Source organism: Micromonospora sp. A3M-1-15, from assembly GCF_024213425.1.
In the GTDB taxonomy this organism is placed as follows: Bacteria; Actinomycetota; Actinomycetes; order Mycobacteriales; family Micromonosporaceae; genus Micromonospora; species Micromonospora chersina.
This window is the reverse complement of record NZ_JANAVK010000001.1, coordinates 1,085,927-1,101,189: the sequence shown is the minus strand read 5'-3', so window position 1 is coordinate 1,101,189 and position 15,263 is coordinate 1,085,927. Positions and strand designations below refer to the sequence as shown.

The 15,263-nt window shown below is 72.6% G+C and carries 14 protein-coding genes; 7 read left to right on the top strand and 7 right to left on the bottom strand.

Features of this window, described 5'->3' with window-relative positions; genetic code table 11:
- Positions 1-49: 49 nt before the first annotated feature.
- The 4 genes from NLX85_RS05010 (at position 50) to serA (ending at position 5,562) form a co-directional block, all read left to right on the top strand.
- Positions 50-1,936, top strand: a complete 1,887-nt coding sequence (locus tag NLX85_RS05010; RefSeq protein WP_254331838.1) for an acetolactate synthase large subunit — start codon at positions 50-52, stop codon at positions 1,934-1,936.
- A 61-nt stretch (positions 1,937-1,997) separates the two neighbouring features.
- Positions 1,998-2,513, top strand: coding sequence for an acetolactate synthase small subunit (ilvN, locus tag NLX85_RS05005; RefSeq protein ID WP_254331837.1), 516 nt, complete (start codon positions 1,998-2,000; stop codon positions 2,511-2,513).
- Between the two features lie 58 nt (positions 2,514-2,571).
- Positions 2,572-3,585: a ketol-acid reductoisomerase gene (ilvC, locus tag NLX85_RS05000; protein ID WP_254331836.1), complete on the top strand. Its 1,014-nt coding sequence runs from the start codon at positions 2,572-2,574 to the stop codon at positions 3,583-3,585.
- Positions 3,586-3,963: 378 nt separating this feature from the next.
- Entirely contained in the window at positions 3,964-5,562 is a 1,599-nt protein-coding gene (gene serA / locus NLX85_RS04995; RefSeq protein WP_254331835.1) for a phosphoglycerate dehydrogenase, read from the top strand.
- A gap of 60 nt (positions 5,563-5,622) precedes the next feature.
- Here serA and NLX85_RS04990 read toward each other — a convergent pair whose 3' ends face one another.
- Positions 5,623-5,979, bottom strand: coding sequence for a hypothetical protein (locus NLX85_RS04990; RefSeq protein WP_254331834.1), 357 nt, complete (start codon positions 5,977-5,979; stop codon positions 5,623-5,625).
- A 333-nt stretch (positions 5,980-6,312) separates the two neighbouring features.
- A complete protein-coding gene (locus NLX85_RS04985; protein WP_254331833.1) occupies positions 6,313-7,188 on the bottom strand; it encodes an FAD:protein FMN transferase in 876 nt (291 codons plus the stop codon).
- A gap of 152 nt (positions 7,189-7,340) precedes the next feature.
- Between NLX85_RS04985 and NLX85_RS04980 the strand changes: the two genes are divergently transcribed.
- Both NLX85_RS04980 and NLX85_RS04975 read left to right on the top strand, forming a co-directional pair.
- Complete coding sequence (locus NLX85_RS04980) at positions 7,341-8,372, top strand: 3-isopropylmalate dehydrogenase (protein ID WP_254331832.1); 1,032 nt, start codon at positions 7,341-7,343, stop codon at positions 8,370-8,372.
- Positions 8,373-8,578: 206 nt separating this feature from the next.
- On the top strand, positions 8,579-9,676 hold the full coding sequence (locus NLX85_RS04975) for a branched-chain amino acid aminotransferase (protein WP_254331831.1): 1,098 nt from the start codon (positions 8,579-8,581) through the stop codon (positions 9,674-9,676).
- Between the two features lie 71 nt (positions 9,677-9,747).
- Here the strand turns inward: NLX85_RS04975 and NLX85_RS04970 are convergent, their stop codons facing one another.
- The 4 genes from NLX85_RS04970 to NLX85_RS04955 all read right to left on the bottom strand — a co-directional run bounded on the left by NLX85_RS04970 (position 9,748) and on the right by NLX85_RS04955 (position 12,136).
- On the bottom strand, positions 9,748-10,476 hold the full coding sequence (locus tag NLX85_RS04970) for a tyrosine-protein phosphatase (RefSeq protein WP_254331830.1): 729 nt from the start codon (positions 10,474-10,476) through the stop codon (positions 9,748-9,750).
- A 67-nt stretch (positions 10,477-10,543) separates the two neighbouring features.
- Positions 10,544-10,954: a PRC-barrel domain-containing protein gene (locus tag NLX85_RS04965; RefSeq protein ID WP_254331829.1), complete on the bottom strand. Its 411-nt coding sequence runs from the start codon at positions 10,952-10,954 to the stop codon at positions 10,544-10,546.
- Positions 10,955-11,042: 88 nt separating this feature from the next.
- The gene (locus NLX85_RS04960) at positions 11,043-11,573 is read right to left on the bottom strand and encodes a carboxymuconolactone decarboxylase family protein (protein ID WP_254331828.1); all 531 of its coding nucleotides are present in this window, start codon (positions 11,571-11,573) and stop codon (positions 11,043-11,045) included.
- A 2-nt stretch (positions 11,574-11,575) separates the two neighbouring features.
- Complete coding sequence (locus NLX85_RS04955; RefSeq protein WP_091312648.1) at positions 11,576-12,136, bottom strand: peroxiredoxin; 561 nt, start codon at positions 12,134-12,136, stop codon at positions 11,576-11,578.
- 308 nt (positions 12,137-12,444) lie between these two features.
- Here NLX85_RS04955 and cimA point away from each other — a divergent pair, with 308 nt between their 5' ends.
- A complete protein-coding gene (gene cimA / locus NLX85_RS04950) occupies positions 12,445-14,025 on the top strand; it encodes a citramalate synthase (RefSeq protein WP_254331827.1) in 1,581 nt (526 codons plus the stop codon).
- Between the two features lie 7 nt (positions 14,026-14,032).
- Here the strand turns inward: cimA and NLX85_RS04945 are convergent, their stop codons facing one another.
- On the bottom strand, positions 14,033-14,968 hold the full coding sequence (locus tag NLX85_RS04945; protein WP_254333643.1) for an endonuclease/exonuclease/phosphatase family protein: 936 nt from the start codon (positions 14,966-14,968) through the stop codon (positions 14,033-14,035).
- Between the last annotated feature and the right edge of the window lie 295 nt (positions 14,969-15,263).

The following is a 15,263-nucleotide window of genomic DNA, read 5'->3' as shown; positions in this document are numbered from 1 at the left end:
TCCATCCTGAGAAGCGCATCACACACTCCAGCCGAAGGCCTGAACCGCCATGACGAGACCCACGCCAGAGACCCTCGCCCACTCCGCCCGGCGAGCCCGCCCGGCCACCGAGCCGGCCGGCGACGCCGACCACGCCCCCGCTCCCCGCACCGGTGCCGCGCCGGCCACCCCGGCCGTACGGCAGCCGGACCCGGCGCCCGTCTCCGGTGCCGGGTCGCTGGTGCGGTCGCTCGAGGCGCTCGGCGTCGACGTCGTCTTCGGCATCCCGGGTGGCGCGATCCTGCCGGCGTACGACCCGCTCTACGACTCGACGGTGCGGCACATCCTGGTCCGCCACGAGCAGGGCGCCGGGCACGCGGCCACCGGCTACGCCCAGGCCACCGGCAAGGTCGGCGTCTGCATCGCCACCTCCGGTCCGGGCGCGACAAACCTGGTGACGCCGATCGCCGACGCGTACATGGACTCGGTGCCCATGGTGGCGATCACCGGCCAGGTGGCCCGCCCGTCGATCGGCACGGACGCCTTCCAGGAGGCGGACATCCAGGGCATCACCCTGCCGATCACCAAGCACAACTTCCTGGTGCAGACGGCCGAGGAGATCCCGCAGGTGCTCGCCGAGGCGTTCCACCTGGCCTCGACCGGCCGGCCCGGCCCGGTGCTGGTCGACATCCCCAAGGACGTCCTCCAGGCGCCGACCACCTTCACCTGGCCGCCCACCCTGGACCTGCCCGGCTACCGGCCCACCCTGCACCCGCACGGCAAGCAGATCCGCGAGGCGGCCCGGCTGATGACCGCCGCCCGCCGCCCGGTGCTCTACGTCGGCGGCGGCGTGCTGAAGGCCGGCGCCACCGAGGGGCTGCGCCGGCTGGCCGAGCTGACCGGCATCCCGGTCGTCACCACCCTGATGGCGCTCGGCGCGTTCCCCGACTCGCACCGACAGCACCTGGGCATGCCCGGCATGCACGGCACCGTCGCCGCGGTCTACGGCCTGCAGAAGTCCGACCTCATCGTGGCGCTGGGCGCCCGCTTCGACGACCGGGTCACCGGCAAGCTGGACTCGTTCGCGCCGGACGCCACCGTGGTGCACGCCGACATCGACCCGGCCGAGATCGGGAAGAACCGGCACGCCGACGTCCCGATCGTGGGCGACGCCCGGCACGTCATCGACGAGCTGATCGCGGCCGTCACCGCCGAGCAGGCGGCCCGGCCCGCCGCCGACCTCGCCGACTGGTGGAACCAGCTCGACGACCTGCGCGGGCGCTACCCGCTGGGCTACGAGGAGCCGGCCGACGGCACGCTCTCCCCGCAGTACGTGATCAAGCGGCTGGGCGAGATCGCCGGCCCGGACACCGTCTACGTGGCGGGCGTCGGCCAGCACCAGATGTGGGCCAGCCAGTTCATCTCGTACGAGAAGCCGTACACCTGGTTGAACTCCGGGGGCCTCGGCACCATGGGCTACGCCGTCCCGGCGGCGATGGGCGCCAAGGTCGGCAAGCCGGACACGACGGTCTGGGCGGTGGACGGTGACGGCTGCTTCCAGATGACCAACCAGGAGCTGGCCACCTGCGCCCTGGAGGGCATCCCCATCAAGGTCGCCGTCATCAACAACGGCAACCTGGGCATGGTCCGGCAGTGGCAGACCCTGTTCTACGGGGAGCGCTACTCCAACACCGAGCTGGGCACCCACAAGCACCGCATCCCGGACTTCGTGAAGCTCGCCGAGGCGCTCGGCTGCGTCGGCCTGCGCTGCGAGAACGCCGCCGACGTGGACAAGACCATCGAGGCGGCCATGGCGATCACCGACGCCCCGGTGGTCATCGACTTCGTGGTCGGCAAGGACGCCATGGTGTGGCCGATGGTGGCCGCCGGCACCAGCAACGACGAGATCATGTTCGCCCGGGGCGTGCGCCCCGCCTTCGACGAGGACGAGCTGTAGTCATGACCGAACGCACCGAGCGCAGCGAGGGCCATGAGGGCATGACGAGGAAGGCGCTGTAATGACGATGCACACCTTGTCCGTGCTGGTGGAGAACAAGCCGGGTGTCCTGGCCCGGGTCTCCGGGCTGTTCTCCCGGCGCGGGTTCAACATCGACAGCCTCGCTGTGGGCGAGACCGAGAACCCCGACGTCTCCCGCATCACCATCGTGGTCAACGCCGAGTCGTCCCCGCTGGAGCAGGTCACCAAGCAGCTCAACAAGCTTGTCAACGTACTCAAGATCGTCGAGCTGGACCCGCAGGTCTCGGTGGCCCGGGAGCTGCTGCTGGTCAAGGTCCGCGCGGACCGCAACTCCCGGGGCCAGGTGCTGGAGACGGTGACCCTGTTCCGCGCCCGGGTGGTCGACGTCGCGCCGGACACGCTGACCATCGAGGCCACCGGCACCCCCGACAAGCTGGACGCGCTGCTGCGTGACCTGGAGCCGTTCGGCATCAAGGAGATGGTCCAGTCCGGCACGGTGGCCATCGGGCGCGGCTCCCGCTCGATCACCGCCGGCCCGGCGCTGCGCGCCGCCTGATTCGCACCCACCAGATTTTCGACGGGCCGACGGGCACCGCCGTACGAAAGGGAAGTCAATGAGCGTTGAGGTGTTCTACGACGACGACGCCGACCTGGGCCTGATCCAGGGCCGCAAGGTCGCCGTGATCGGATACGGCAGCCAGGGCCACGCCCACGCGCTGTCGCTGCGCGACTCCGGCGTCGACGTGGTGATCGGCCTGCCCGCCGGTTCGAAGAGCCGGCCGAAGGCCGAGGAGCAGGGCCTGCGCGTGCTCACGCCGGCCGAGGCGGCGGCCGAGGCCGACGTGATCATGATCCTGGCGCCGGACACCGCCCAGCGCGGCCTGTACGCCGAGGCGATCGCCCCCAACCTCACCGCGGGCAAGGCGCTCTTCTTCGGTCACGGCTTCAACATCCGGTACGGCCTTATCAAGCCCCCGGCCGACGTGGACGTGGCGATGGTCGCCCCGAAGGGCCCCGGCCACCTGGTCCGCCGCCAGTACGTCGACGGCAAGGGCGTGCCCTGCCTCGTCGCCGTCGAGCAGGACGCCAGTGGCAACGCCTTCGGCCTGGCCCTGGCGTACGCCAAGGCGATCGGCGGCACCCGGGCCGGCGCGATCCGGACCACCTTCACCGAGGAGACCGAGACCGACCTCTTCGGCGAGCAGGCGGTGCTCTGCGGCGGCGCGGCCGCACTGGTGCAGACCGGCTTCGAGGTGCTCACCGAGGCGGGCTACGCCCCCGAGGTGGCCTACTTCGAGTGCCTGCACGAGCTGAAGCTCATCGTCGACCTCATGTACGAGGGCGGCATCGCCCGGATGCGGTACAGCATCTCGGACACCGCCGAGTACGGCGACCTGTCCCGCGGCCCCCGTGTCATCGACTCGCGGGTCAAGGAGGAGATGCGCAAGATCCTCGGCGAGATCCAGTCCGGCGAGTTCGCCCGCGAGTGGGTGGCCGAGGACGAGGCCGGCCGGCCGAACTTCGCCAAGTGGCGGGCCGAGGGTGCGGCGCACCCGATCGAGGAGACCGGGCAGAAGCTGCGCGCCATGATGAGCTGGGTCGACCGGCCCATCACCGAGACCGCCTGACCCCGGGTCGGGCAGCTCCGAGGCGGCCCGCGACCCGACGCTCTCCCCGGCGTCGGGCCGCGGGCCGCCGTCATTCGCCCAGTCGCGGCCGAGCGCCCCTCGGCGGCCCGTTCACCTGGTGGGACCGGGTGACCAACGCCTCGGCCGCCCCGGCCCGACCCGGGCAGCGGGTGAACGGGGGATGACGGACGTGCGACGAGCCTGTGTGAGGGCGCTCACCCCGCGGTCCGCGACCCGGAGGGCGGGCCGACCCCTACCATCCTTGGTGAGGTGCTGCTCCAGCCGGCACCCGACGGCCACGGCACGGATCGGCGCAGGGCGCAGCGAGGCGTCCCGACGCCCCAGGCCGACCAAGAACCCGAGCGTCTACGAGGACCGATGAATCCTGTCGTACTGATCGCCGAAGAACTCGCTCCCGCCGCCATCGAGGTGCTCGCGCACGACTTCGACGTGCGTCACGTGGACGGCACCGACCGCCCGGCCCTGCTCTCCGCGCTCTCCGAGGCCGACGCCGTGATCGTACGCAGCGCCACTCAGATCGACGCCGAGGCGATCGCCGCCGCGCCGCGGCTGAAGGTGGTCGCCCGGGCCGGCGTCGGGCTGGACAACGTCGAGGTGCCCGCCGCCACGGCGCGGGGCGTCATGGTCGTCAACGCTCCCACCTCCAACATCGTCTCCGCCGCCGAGCAGGCGCTCGCGCTGCTGCTCGCCGTGGCCCGCAACACCGCCAGCGCCAGCGCCGCGCTCAAGGCGGGGGAGTGGAAGCGGTCGAAGTACACCGGCGTGGAGATCCAGGGCAAGACCGTCGGCGTGGTCGGCCTCGGTCGCATCGGCGTGCTCTTCGCGCAGCGTATCGCCGCCTTCGGCACCCGCCTGATCGCGTACGACCCGTACATCCAGCCGGCCCGCGCCGCGCAGCTCGGCGTGCGGCTGGTGGGCCTGGAGGAGCTGCTCCGGGAGAGCGACTTCATCTCGATCCACCTGCCCAAGACGCCGGAGACGCTGGGCCTGATCGGCGAGAAGGAGCTGGCGATCGTCAAGCCGGGCGTCCGGATCGTCAACGCCGCCCGCGGTGGGCTGGTCGACGAGCAGGCGCTCGCCAACGCGATCGCCGAGGGCCGGGTCGCCGGCGCGGGCGTCGACGTGTACGCGAAGGAGCCCTGCACCTCCTCGCCCCTGTTCGCCTTCGACAACGTGGTGGCCACCCCGCACCTGGGCGCCTCCACCAACGAGGCGCAGGACAAGGCCGGCCTGGCCGTGGCGAAGAGCGTCAAGCTGGCGCTCCAGGGCGAGTTCGTGCCGGACGCGGTGAACGTGCAGGCCGGCGGCGTGGTCGCCGAGGACGTCCGGCCGCTGCTGCCGCTGGCCGAGAAGCTGGGCCGGGCCTTCACGGCGGTGGCCGGCGGGGTGGCCGCCGCCGTCACCGTCGAGGTGCGCGGCGAGATCGTCACCAACGACGTGTCGGTGCTCAAGCTGGCCGCCACCAAGGGCCTGTTCAGCTCGGTGGTGGAGGAGCAGGTCACCTACGTCAACGCGCCGCACCTGGCCGCCGAGCGCGGCGTCGAGGTCACCCTCGCCACCCAGGCCGAGACCGTCGACCACCCCAACCTGGTGACGGTCCGCGGGGCCCTGCCGGACGGCCGGACGGTCAGCGTCTCCGGCACGGTCGCGCACACCGGCACCCGGGACGTGCTCAAGCTGACCGAGGTGGACGGTTTCGACGTGGAGATCGGCGCCGAGGGCATCCTGGTCTTCCTGCGTTACGCCGACCGGCCGGGTGTGGTCGGCACCGTCGGCACGCTGCTCGGCGAGGCCGGCGTGAACATCGCCGCCATGCAGGTGGCCCGCCGCGAGGCCGGTGGCGAGACGCTGATGACGCTCACCGTGGACCAGGCGCTCGGCGCGGACCTGCTCACGTCGGCGGCCGACTCGATCGGCGCGGTCGCGGCCAGCGCGGCGGACCTGCGCGACGAGTAGTCCGACCACGACGCATCGGGGGCCCGGCCGGACGGCCGGGCCCCTCGTCGTATCCGTGGCTCAGGACGTGACGCGTGCGGGCGGCGGGTAGACCGAGCCGTCCTGCGCGTCGAAGAGCATGAGGTCGTGCTCGCCGGCGAGCCGTTCGATGTCCAGCAGCACCTGGTCCGCGCAGGTGGGGAAGAGGTTCAGCTCCACGTGGTCACCGGCCGCGTGCAACGGGGTGACCTCCCAGGGCGTGCCCGGGCCCGCCGGACGGTCGGGATAGGTGGCCGTGATGGCCCGGTAGAAGGCGACCACCCGCGGGTCGGGGTAGCGCTCACCGTGCCGCCCCTCGCGGCACCGCTGCACCGCCGCCCGCACGTCGTCGGGCGTGGCCCCGGCCGGCAGGGCCCACACGCTCAGATCGAAACTCACGGCGGACAGCGTGCCATCCCGGGTCCGCGCCGTCACCCCTGCCCCGCCGCAGGACAACGCGCTGATTGCCGACAGGGCGCCGGACGGTCCGCTGTGGAGACTCTTGCGTCGAGTTGCGTCGATTCGCTAGCGTACCCGTGCGGTCACTGGCTGAGTCGACATTCCGGCCCGTCTTCGGGTGACGTGGTCGGCCGTCCGGCCCACCGGCCCGCACCCCTCGATTGCGCGAGCCACGCGCACTCGTCGCTGACCGGCCCCCACGGTCGTTGCCGAGACCGTGGGGGCCGATCGCGGTTCACGTCCCGGATGCGAATGCGGGACGGCGCTCCACGATCAGTGCCGGCGGTGGGCGAAGAGCGCCCGGTAGTCCGAGCCGTTGCGGAACCAGGCCAGTCCGGCCGGGCCGGCGGCGTACAGGGCGGTGGCGTAGGCGTCGGCGACCGCGAGGTCCGGGCCCACCACCGTGGCGGCGACCAGCTGGTCGGCGGGCTCGCCGGTGTGCGGGTCCACCACGTGCCCCTGCCGCCCGGTCACCCCGGAGGTGCCCACCGCGCCGGCGGTCATCTCCAGCACCAGCGGCGCCCGCCGCGCGTCGGTCGGGTGGTGCACCGCGACCCGCCACGGGCCGCCGTGCGCGGCGTGGCCGCGGACGGTCAGGTCGGCGCCGGCCAGCACGGCGTAGTCGTGCACCCCCGCGGCGCGCAGCCGGGCCGCGGCCCGCTCCACCGCCCAGCCGCCGAGCAGGCCGCCCGGGTCGAAACCGCCCGGCACCGCCCAGGCGTCGAACCACCCGTCGGTGGCCGCCCGCATCGCGGTGCAGCGGTCCACCAGGTCGGCCAGCGGCGGGTACGACTCGGGGGCGATCTCGCCCCGGCGCAGCTTCGACACCAGGCTGTCGGGCTGGTTCGGCCCGTAGGTCAGGTCGATGGCGCGCAGTTCGGCGACCGCGTCCCGGAGCGCCTCCCCGACGCCCCGGCGGCCCAGCCACTCGGGCGCGTTGAGCAGCAGCGAGTATTCCGCGGTGGAGGTGCGGACGGTGTGCCGGACGCTGATCCGGTCCCCGGCGGCGCCGCCGGCCCGCTCCAGCCGGTGGCTGCGGGTGCCGAGGCGGAGGTCGGGACGGCGGTGGCGGAAGGCGGACTGGTCGATCCACCGGTTGCGGGGCTGCTCGTCCGTCCAGCGGGCCCGCCGCTGCTCCTCGATCCGCATGACACCGACCCTAGGCAGCGGACATGACCGCACCATGAATGCCACCTGGGAGACTCCTGTGCATCCCGGTTTCCCGAATGTTGGAAGACGCGTACCGGGAGCCGGGACGGCGACGTACGGTTGCGCAGAACGACGAGGTGAGGGAGCGCCAGGTGGCACGCATTGCGGTGGTGGCCGGGGACGGCATCGGACCCGAGGTGGTCGGGCAGGCCCGCAAGGTCATCGACGCGGTGCTCCCCGGCGTCGAGGCCACGGAGTACGACCTGGGCGCGGCCCGCTACCACCGCACCGGCGAGGTGCTGCCCGACTCGGTCCTCGACGAGCTGGCCGGGCACGACGCCATCCTGCTCGGCGCGGTCGGCGACCCCACCGTGCCGCCGGGCGTGCTGGAGCGGGGCCTGCTGCTCAAGCTCCGGTTCGCCTTCGACCAGTACGTCAACCTCCGCCCCTCCCGGCTCTGGCCCGGCGTGACCGGCCCGCTGGCCGCCGTGAAGCCCGGCGAGGTCGACCTCGTGGTGGTCCGCGAGGGCACCGAGGGCCTCTACGCGGGCGCCGGCGGCTCGCTGCACCGGGACACCCCGGCCGAGGTGGCCACCGAGGAGAGCCTGAACACCCGGCACGGCGTCGAGCGGGTGATCCGTGACGCGTTCGCCCGGGCCCGCCGCCGGGAGCGGCGCAAGGTCACCCTCGTGCACAAGACCAACGTGCTCACCCACGCCGGCTCGCTCTGGGCGCGCGCCTTCGCGGCCGTCGCCGACGAGCACCCCGACGTGACCACCGAGTACCAGCACGTCGACGCCGCCGCGATGTTCCTGGTGACCAACCCGTCGCGGTACGACGTGGTGGTCACCGACAACCTCTTCGGCGACATCCTCACCGACATCGCGGCCGCGGTGACCGGTGGCATCGGGCTGGCGGCCAGCGGCTGCATCAACCCGGAGGGGCGCTACCCCTCGATGTTCGAGCCGGTGCACGGCTCCGCGCCGGACATCGCCGGCCGGGGCGTCGCCGACCCGGTGGCCGCGGTGCTCTCCGCCGCGCTGCTGCTCGACCAGCTCGGCCACGCCGACGCCGCCGCGCGGGTCACCGCCGCCGTCGCCAGCGAGCTGGCCGGGCGTACGCCGGGCGCGCCGCTGCGCACCGAGGAGGTCGGCGACCGGCTCGCCGGGTACGCCGTAGCCTGACCGGGCCGTCACCCTGGGCCCGGATCCGGGCCGCCAGACCCGCACCCGGGCCCGCTCGAGTTGCGGTCCGTGCGGGCCGCCCGTCCGGAGCGCGCGATGTGCCGGGGCGGAGCTATCCGCTGAACGACCGTTCGGGGTAAGTTTCTGGCACCAGTGACGTCGGCGTGCGATCCCGCATGCCGTGGACCCGCAGGGAGGTCAGCGCGATGAGCGGTGGTGACAAGCTCGATTTCGAGATCCGTCCGAATCCCGCGCCGGTATCCGCCGCCGACCGGGCCGCCCTGCTGGCGAACCCGGGCTTCGGCCGGGTGTTCACCGACCACATGGTGACCATCCGGTACGCCGAGGGCAAGGGCTGGTACGACGCCCGGGTGGAGGCGCGCGCGCCGATCCCGATGGACCCGGCCGCCGCGGTCCTGCACTACGCGCAGGAGATCTTCGAGGGGCTGAAGGCGTACCGGACCGGCGACGGGTCGGTGACCATGTTCCGTCCGGAGGCCAACGCCGCCCGCTTCGTCGCCTCCGCCCACCGGCTCGCCATGCCGGAGCTGCCGCCGGAGACGTTCGTCGAGTCGCTGCGCCGGCTCGTCGAGATCGACCAGGACTGGATTCCGGAGCACGAGGACGCCAGCCTCTACCTGCGTCCGTTCATGTTCGCCAGCGAGGTTTTCCTCGGCGTCCGCCCGGCCAACGAATACCTCTACTGCGTGATCGCCTCGCCGGCCGGTGCGTACTTCGCCGGTGGGGTCAAGCCGGTGACGGTCTGGGTCTCGCCGGACTACACCCGCGCGGCGCCCGGCGGCACCGGCGCGGCCAAGTGCGGCGGCAACTACGCCGCGTCGCTGGCCGCGCAGGCCGAGGCCATCGAGGCCGGCTGCGACCAGGTGGTCTTCCTGGACGCGGTGGAGCGGCGCTTCGTCGACGAGCTGGGCGGCATGAACGTCTTCTTCGTCTACGACGACGACACTCTGGTCACCCCGCCGCTGACCGGCACCATCCTGCCGGGCATCACCCGCGACGCGATCCTCACCCTGGCCGCCGAGTCGGGGCACCGGGTGCAGGAGCGTCCGGTCAGCTTCGCCGACTGGCAGGCCGACGCGGCCAGCGGCCGGCTGCGCGAGGTGTTCGCCTGCGGCACCGCCGCGGTGATCACCCCGATCGGCGGGGTGCGTTTCCCGGACGGGGAGTTCCTGATCGGCGGCGGCGAGCCGGGCCGCTCCACCATGGCCCTGCGCCAGAAGCTGGTCGACATCCAGCGCGGTCGCGCCGAGGACCGGCACGGCTGGGTCTCCCGCGTGCTCTGACCGTCCACCCGCTCCACCCGCACGGCCGGCCCGTCCTCGACGGCGCCGGCCGTGCGCGCTTGCCGCGCAGGTCAGTCGAGGAGGTGGGCGCGGATGGCGCCGAGCTGCTCGTCGGTCACGCCGGCGTGCCGGAGGTAACCCTCGGGCGAGCCGTAGCCCTCGCGCAGTTCGGTGAGGAAGAGCATCATCGCCTCGGCGGGGGAGGCGAGGAACGGCGGCGGCGGCTCCTCGGCGTCCGGCACGGTGGCCCGGACCCAGGCGCTGAACCGCTCGGACGCCGCGGTGCTGAGCGCGTAGTCGGTGGCGATGTCCTCGTCGGGCACGCCGAGCACGGCGAGGGTGAGGCCGCAGACGATGCCGGTGCGGTCCTTGCCGGCGACGCAGTGCACCACCACCGGCGCGTTGGCGCTGTCGGCGATCAGGCCGACCGCCTCGGCCAGCCCGGCGGTGCCGGTGCGGGCCAGGTCGGCGTACCGGTCGGCGAGGTAACGGGCCAGGTCGCTGCCGGGCTCGTACCGCCGCTCGGCCCAGTCCTGGTGCTCGGGGTGGATGTGCCGGTAGGTGAGCCCGTCGTAGGCGGGCACCCGGCCGTCCCGCGCCACCTCGGTGGGGCGGCGCAGGTCGATGACGGTGCGGATGCCGAGCGCGGTGAACGCGGACCGGTCGGTCTCGTCGATCCGGTGCAGCGAGTCGGAGCGGTAGAGCCGGCGGTGCCGGACGGTGCGCCCGTCGTGGCTGCGGTAGCCGCCGACGTCGCGGAAGTTGAACAGCGCGGGGAAGGGGGTCTCCAGGGCGTCCACCCCTGACACGGTAACGGCCGGCGGGGCCACGATGTGCCCCGCCGGCCGCTGGTTGCAGGTGTCTCCGTTACCGGGCCGTGCCCGGCGGGATCGACGAGTAGGTGTCGTCGTAGTAGCCGCCGAGCTTGTCCCGGTACGCCGGGTCCGTGTCGGTGGTCTCGTCGTACTCGGGCGCGGCCTTGATCTGGTCCTTGCTCCGGTCGACGTAGACCTTCCGCTCGTCGTGGTCGACGTGGTTGACGGTGCCGGCCGGCAGCATGACCTTCTTACCGAAGATCCACGGACCGGTGTCGACCACGAGGAAACTGGAGTTCACCTCGTGGCTGGCCCGGTCCACCTTGCCGATACCGCCGTCCGTCGCCTCCACCTTGTAGCCCACCAGGTCCACGCCGGTCACCCCGGCGTCGTTCCGGTAGCTCCACGGATCGAAACGCGATTCCGGCGTCCCGTGGGTCGTTCGAGGGTCGAGCCGCTCCATGGCGTCAACACTCCCTTTCTCGACTTCTGGGGGATGTGCCTGTCGGATCCGTTCCTACCCGGATGCGAAGATCGATACACCAATCGGTTCAGGCCAGTGCGGCCTCCGCGTCCAGGGCCACCGCGGCGGCGTGCACGACGGACGCGATGCGCAGCCCCTCGTGCACCTGGTCGCGGCTGAACCCGGCGGCGCGCAGGGTCTTCTCGTGCGACTCCAGGCAGACGCCGCAGCCGGTGATCGCCGAGACGGCGAGGCACCAGAGCTCGAAGTCGACCTTCTCCACGCCGGGCCGGGCGATGATCTGCATCCGCAGGCGGGCCGGCAGCGAGGCGTACTGCTCGTCGCCGATGAGGTGCTTGGCCCGGTAGTAGACGTTGTTCATCGCCATGATGGTGGCCGCGCCCTTGGCCGCCTCGACGGCCTCGGGCGTGAGGTGGCCGGCCGCCTCGGCGGCGATCTCCCGCAGCACCACCGGGTTGCGGGCCGCCACCGCGCAGGCCAGGGCGGTGCCCCAGGCCTGCTCCGGCTTCAGCGTCGAGGTGGTGATGGTGGAGCCGAGGTTGAGCCGGATGTCCTTGGCGTACTCGGGCAGGGCCGCCTTGACCGCGTCCAGACCCATGGTCAGGCCCCGGCGCCGGCGAGCAGCGCGTTGGCGTCCAGGGTGGCGCCGCCCTTGTTCCAGTTGCACGGGCAGAGCTCGTCGGTCTGGAGGGCGTCGAGCACCCGCAGGACCTCGGAGACGTTCCGGCCGACCGAACCGGCGGTCACCATGGCGAACTGGATCTCGTTGTCCGGGTCGACGATGAAGGTGGCCCGCTGGGCGACGCCGTCCTCGCCGAGCACGCCGCAGTCGGCGGTCAGCTCGCGCTTGATGTCGCTGAGCATCGGGAAGGGCAGCTCGCGCAGGTCCGGGTGGTCCTTCCGCCAGGCGTAGTGGACGAACTCGTTGTCCACGGAGACGCCGAGGACCTGGGCGTCCCGGTCGGCGAACTCGCCGTTGAGGCGGCCGAACTCGGCGATCTCGGTCGGGCAGATGAAGGTGAAGTCCTTCGGCCAGAAGAAGACGACGCGCCACTTGCCCTCGTAGGTCTTGTGGTTGATCGTCTCGAACGCCTTGTCGGCGTCGAGGGAGACGCAGGCGGTGAGTTCGTACTCGGGGAAGCGGTCACCGACAGTGAGCACGGGTCCTCCTTGACGGCGGCCGGGCGACGACGCCAGGCCGGTAACTTGATCTGTTCCAGATGCTTCCGCAGCCCGGTTCCCGCCGGACGCCGGGCGGGCGCCGTGTTAACCCGATCACGGGTGCGTCCCGCGATGTGGATTTCGCCTCCCAAAACCGGTGCGGGGTGGCAGAGTACGAGCCGTGACCAGCTCCGTCCTGATTATTGGCAGCTAGCGCGCCGGCCTTCCCTCTCGCCGAGCGCGCAGACCTCCCGCATCCGCGGGGGGTCTTTTTGTTGCTCCCCCAGGTTCGAGAAGAGGAACTCCCCATGACCTTCCAGGTGTACGACACGACGCTGCGCGACGGCGCCCAGCGCGAGGGGCTCACCTACTCGGTGGTCGACAAGCTGGCGGTGGCCCGCCTCCTCGACGACCTCGGGGTCGGCTTCATCGAGGGCGGCTGGCCGGGCGCGGTGCCCAAGGACACCGAGTTCTTCCGCCGGGCCCGCACCGAACTGGAGCTGCGGCACGCGATCCTGGTCGCCTTCGGGGCCACCCGCAAGGCCGGCGTCGCGGTCGAGGACGACCCGCAGGTGCGCGGGCTGCTGGACGCGGGCACCCCGGCCGTGGCGCTGGTCGCCAAGGCGGACCTGCGGCACGTCGAGCGGGCGCTGCGCACCACCGCCGAGGAGAACCTGGCGATGATCCGCGACACGGTCGCGTACCTGGTGGCGCAGGGGCGGCGGGTCTTCGTCGACGGCGAGCACTTCTACGACGGCCACCGGCACGACGCGGCGTACACGGCCGCGGTGGCCGAGACCGCGCTGGCCGCCGGAGCCGAGCGGTTCGTCCTCTGCGACACCAACGGCGGGATGCTGCCCTCCCAGGTCACCGCCGCGATCACCGAGCTCGCCGCGCGCACCGGGATCACCCCCGAACGGCTCGGCATGCACGCCCAGAACGACACCGCCTGCGCGGTGGCCAACACGATCGCCGCGGTCGAGGCCGGCGTCCGGCACGTCCAGGGCACCGCCAACGGTTACGGCGAGCGCCCCGGCAACGCCGACCTGTTCGCGATCGTGGCCAACCTCCAGCTCAAGCTCGGCATGCCCGTCCTACCGGAGGGCTGCCTGGAACAGATGGTGCGGGTCTCGCACGCCATCGCCGAGATCGCCAACATCGCCCCCGACACCCACCAGGCCTACGTCGGGGCCGCCGCCTTCGCCCACAAGGCGGGGCTGCACGCGAGCGCGATCAAGGTCGACCCGTTGCTCTACAACCACGTGGATCCCTCGGTGGTGGGCAACGACATGCGGATCCTGGTGACCGAGATGGCCGGCCGGGCCAGCGTCGAGCTCAAGAGCCGCGAGCTGGGCCTGGACCTGGCCGGCCATCCGGACACCCTGTCCCGGGTGACCAACCGGGTCAAGGAACTGGAGGCCGGCGGCTGGTCGTTCGAGGCCGCCGACGCCTCGTTCGAGCTGCTGGTCCGCTCCGAGCTGCCGGACGCCGCGCCGGCCCGGCCGTTCGCGCTGGAGTCCTACCGGGTGCTGGTCGAGCACCGCGAGGACGGCGCGGTGGTCTCCGAGGCCACCGTCAAGATCCGGGTACGCGGCGAGCGCGTCATCGCCACCGCCGAGGGGAACGGCCCGGTCAACGCCCTCGACGAGGCGCTGCGGGTGGCGCTCGCCCGGCACTACCCGGAGCTGCGCGAGTTCGAGCTGGCCGACTACAAGGTCCGCATCCTGGAGGGCAGCCACGGCACCGGCGCGGTGACCCGGGTGCTCGTCGAGACCGCCGGGGCCGGCCGCGACTGGACCACGGTCGGCGTCCACCCCAACGTGGTCGAGGCCAGCTGGCACGCCCTCGTCGACGCCCTCACCTACGGCCTGGACCGGGCGCGGGTCTGACGCCGGCTCACCCGGCGGGCAGCCGCAGCTCGGCCAGCACGGCACGGTGATCGCTGCCCGGCACGGCGTACACGTCGACGGCGCGGACCGCGATGCGCCGGTCGACCAGCACGTGGTCGATGGCGACCGGCGGGATCGGGTCACCGTCGTACGGGCCCCAGGTGCCGGAGAGCCCGGCGCCGGCCGCGGCGGCGGCGTCGACGTAGCCGGTGTCGATGAGGTCGCGCAATGGCGCATGGTCGAGGGTGGCGTTGAAGTCGCCGGCCAGGACGCTCAACCCGCCCCGCGGGGTGGCCGGCGGCTGGGCCCGCAGGTCGGTCCACCAGTCCGGCACCACCTCGACGGCGTACGGGGCGGCCGGGTGCGCCGACTCCACCCGCAGCGGCGGCGCGCCCGGCACGGCCACCGTCCCGTACGCCTGGCTGAAGAAGAAGCCCTGGTTGCGCCGGTAGCCGGTGTCGCTGAGCGGGTGGCACGCGTACAGGCCGGAGCCGGTGGTGCCGACCTCCGGGTTCAGCATCCGGTAGGGCAGCAGGGTGGCCAGCCCGAGCCGGTCCAGCTCGGCGGCGGCCTGCGGGGTGAACTCCTGCACGGTCAGCACGTCCACCTTGTGCGTCCGGACCAGCTCGACCAGCCGCGCCGGGTCGGCGCGGCCCTTGAGCAGGTTGGCGGTGAGCAGCCGGAGCACCGGCCCGTGGACCGGAGGCCGGTCGTCGTGGACGGCGCGCGGCGCCACCGCGCCGAGCAGCGCCAGGGCGGCGAGCGCCGCGACCGCCGCAGGCGCGCGGCGCCGGAGGGCGAGCGCCAGCGCCACCGTGGCCGGCGCGGCGGCGGCGACGTACGGCGTGAAGGCGACCGCCTGCACCAGCGGCCCCCGTTCCAGCCCGGCCAGCCGGAGCACCGCCCAGGCGGCCACGGGCGTGACGGCCACCCAGCAGGCGATCGTGGCGAACCGGCGGACCCGGGTGCCGGCCGGTCCCGGCCCACTCGTCGTGATCACGGCTGTCACGCTACCGGCCGGCCGGCCGGGGCGGTGTCCCAAGCGGCCATTTCGTGAATGGTCGGACCCTCACTTCTCACGATTGTCGAAAACATATTTTGAATGGCGCGCCGTAAATGTGAAGCATTGACCCTCCGCATTTTCCGGTGTTAGGTTCCACGTGGTCGAGGCGTCGCGACTCTCCGTAGTAAGCCCAGTTCAGAGCCAGGTGCAGCTCGACATTAACGGTGCGCTGACG

Coding starts and splice junctions, on each gene's coding strand:
- NLX85_RS04975 (WP_254331831.1), top strand. CDS start 8,579: ATGAGCGGTGGTGACAAGCTCGATTTCGAGATCCGTCCGAATCCCGCG.
- ilvC (WP_254331836.1), top strand. CDS start 2,572: ATGAGCGTTGAGGTGTTCTACGACGACGACGCCGACCTGGGCCTGATC.
- serA (WP_254331835.1), top strand. CDS start 3,964: ATGAATCCTGTCGTACTGATCGCCGAAGAACTCGCTCCCGCCGCCATC.
- NLX85_RS04965 (WP_254331829.1), bottom strand. CDS start 10,954: ATGGAGCGGCTCGACCCTCGAACGACCCACGGGACGCCGGAATCGCGT.
- NLX85_RS05010 (WP_254331838.1), top strand. CDS start 50: ATGACGAGACCCACGCCAGAGACCCTCGCCCACTCCGCCCGGCGAGCC.
- NLX85_RS04960 (WP_254331828.1), bottom strand. CDS start 11,573: ATGGGTCTGGACGCGGTCAAGGCGGCCCTGCCCGAGTACGCCAAGGAC.
- cimA (WP_254331827.1), top strand. CDS start 12,445: ATGACCTTCCAGGTGTACGACACGACGCTGCGCGACGGCGCCCAGCGC.
- NLX85_RS04985 (WP_254331833.1), bottom strand. CDS start 7,188: ATGCGGATCGAGGAGCAGCGGCGGGCCCGCTGGACGGACGAGCAGCCC.
- ilvN (WP_254331837.1), top strand. CDS start 1,998: ATGACGATGCACACCTTGTCCGTGCTGGTGGAGAACAAGCCGGGTGTC.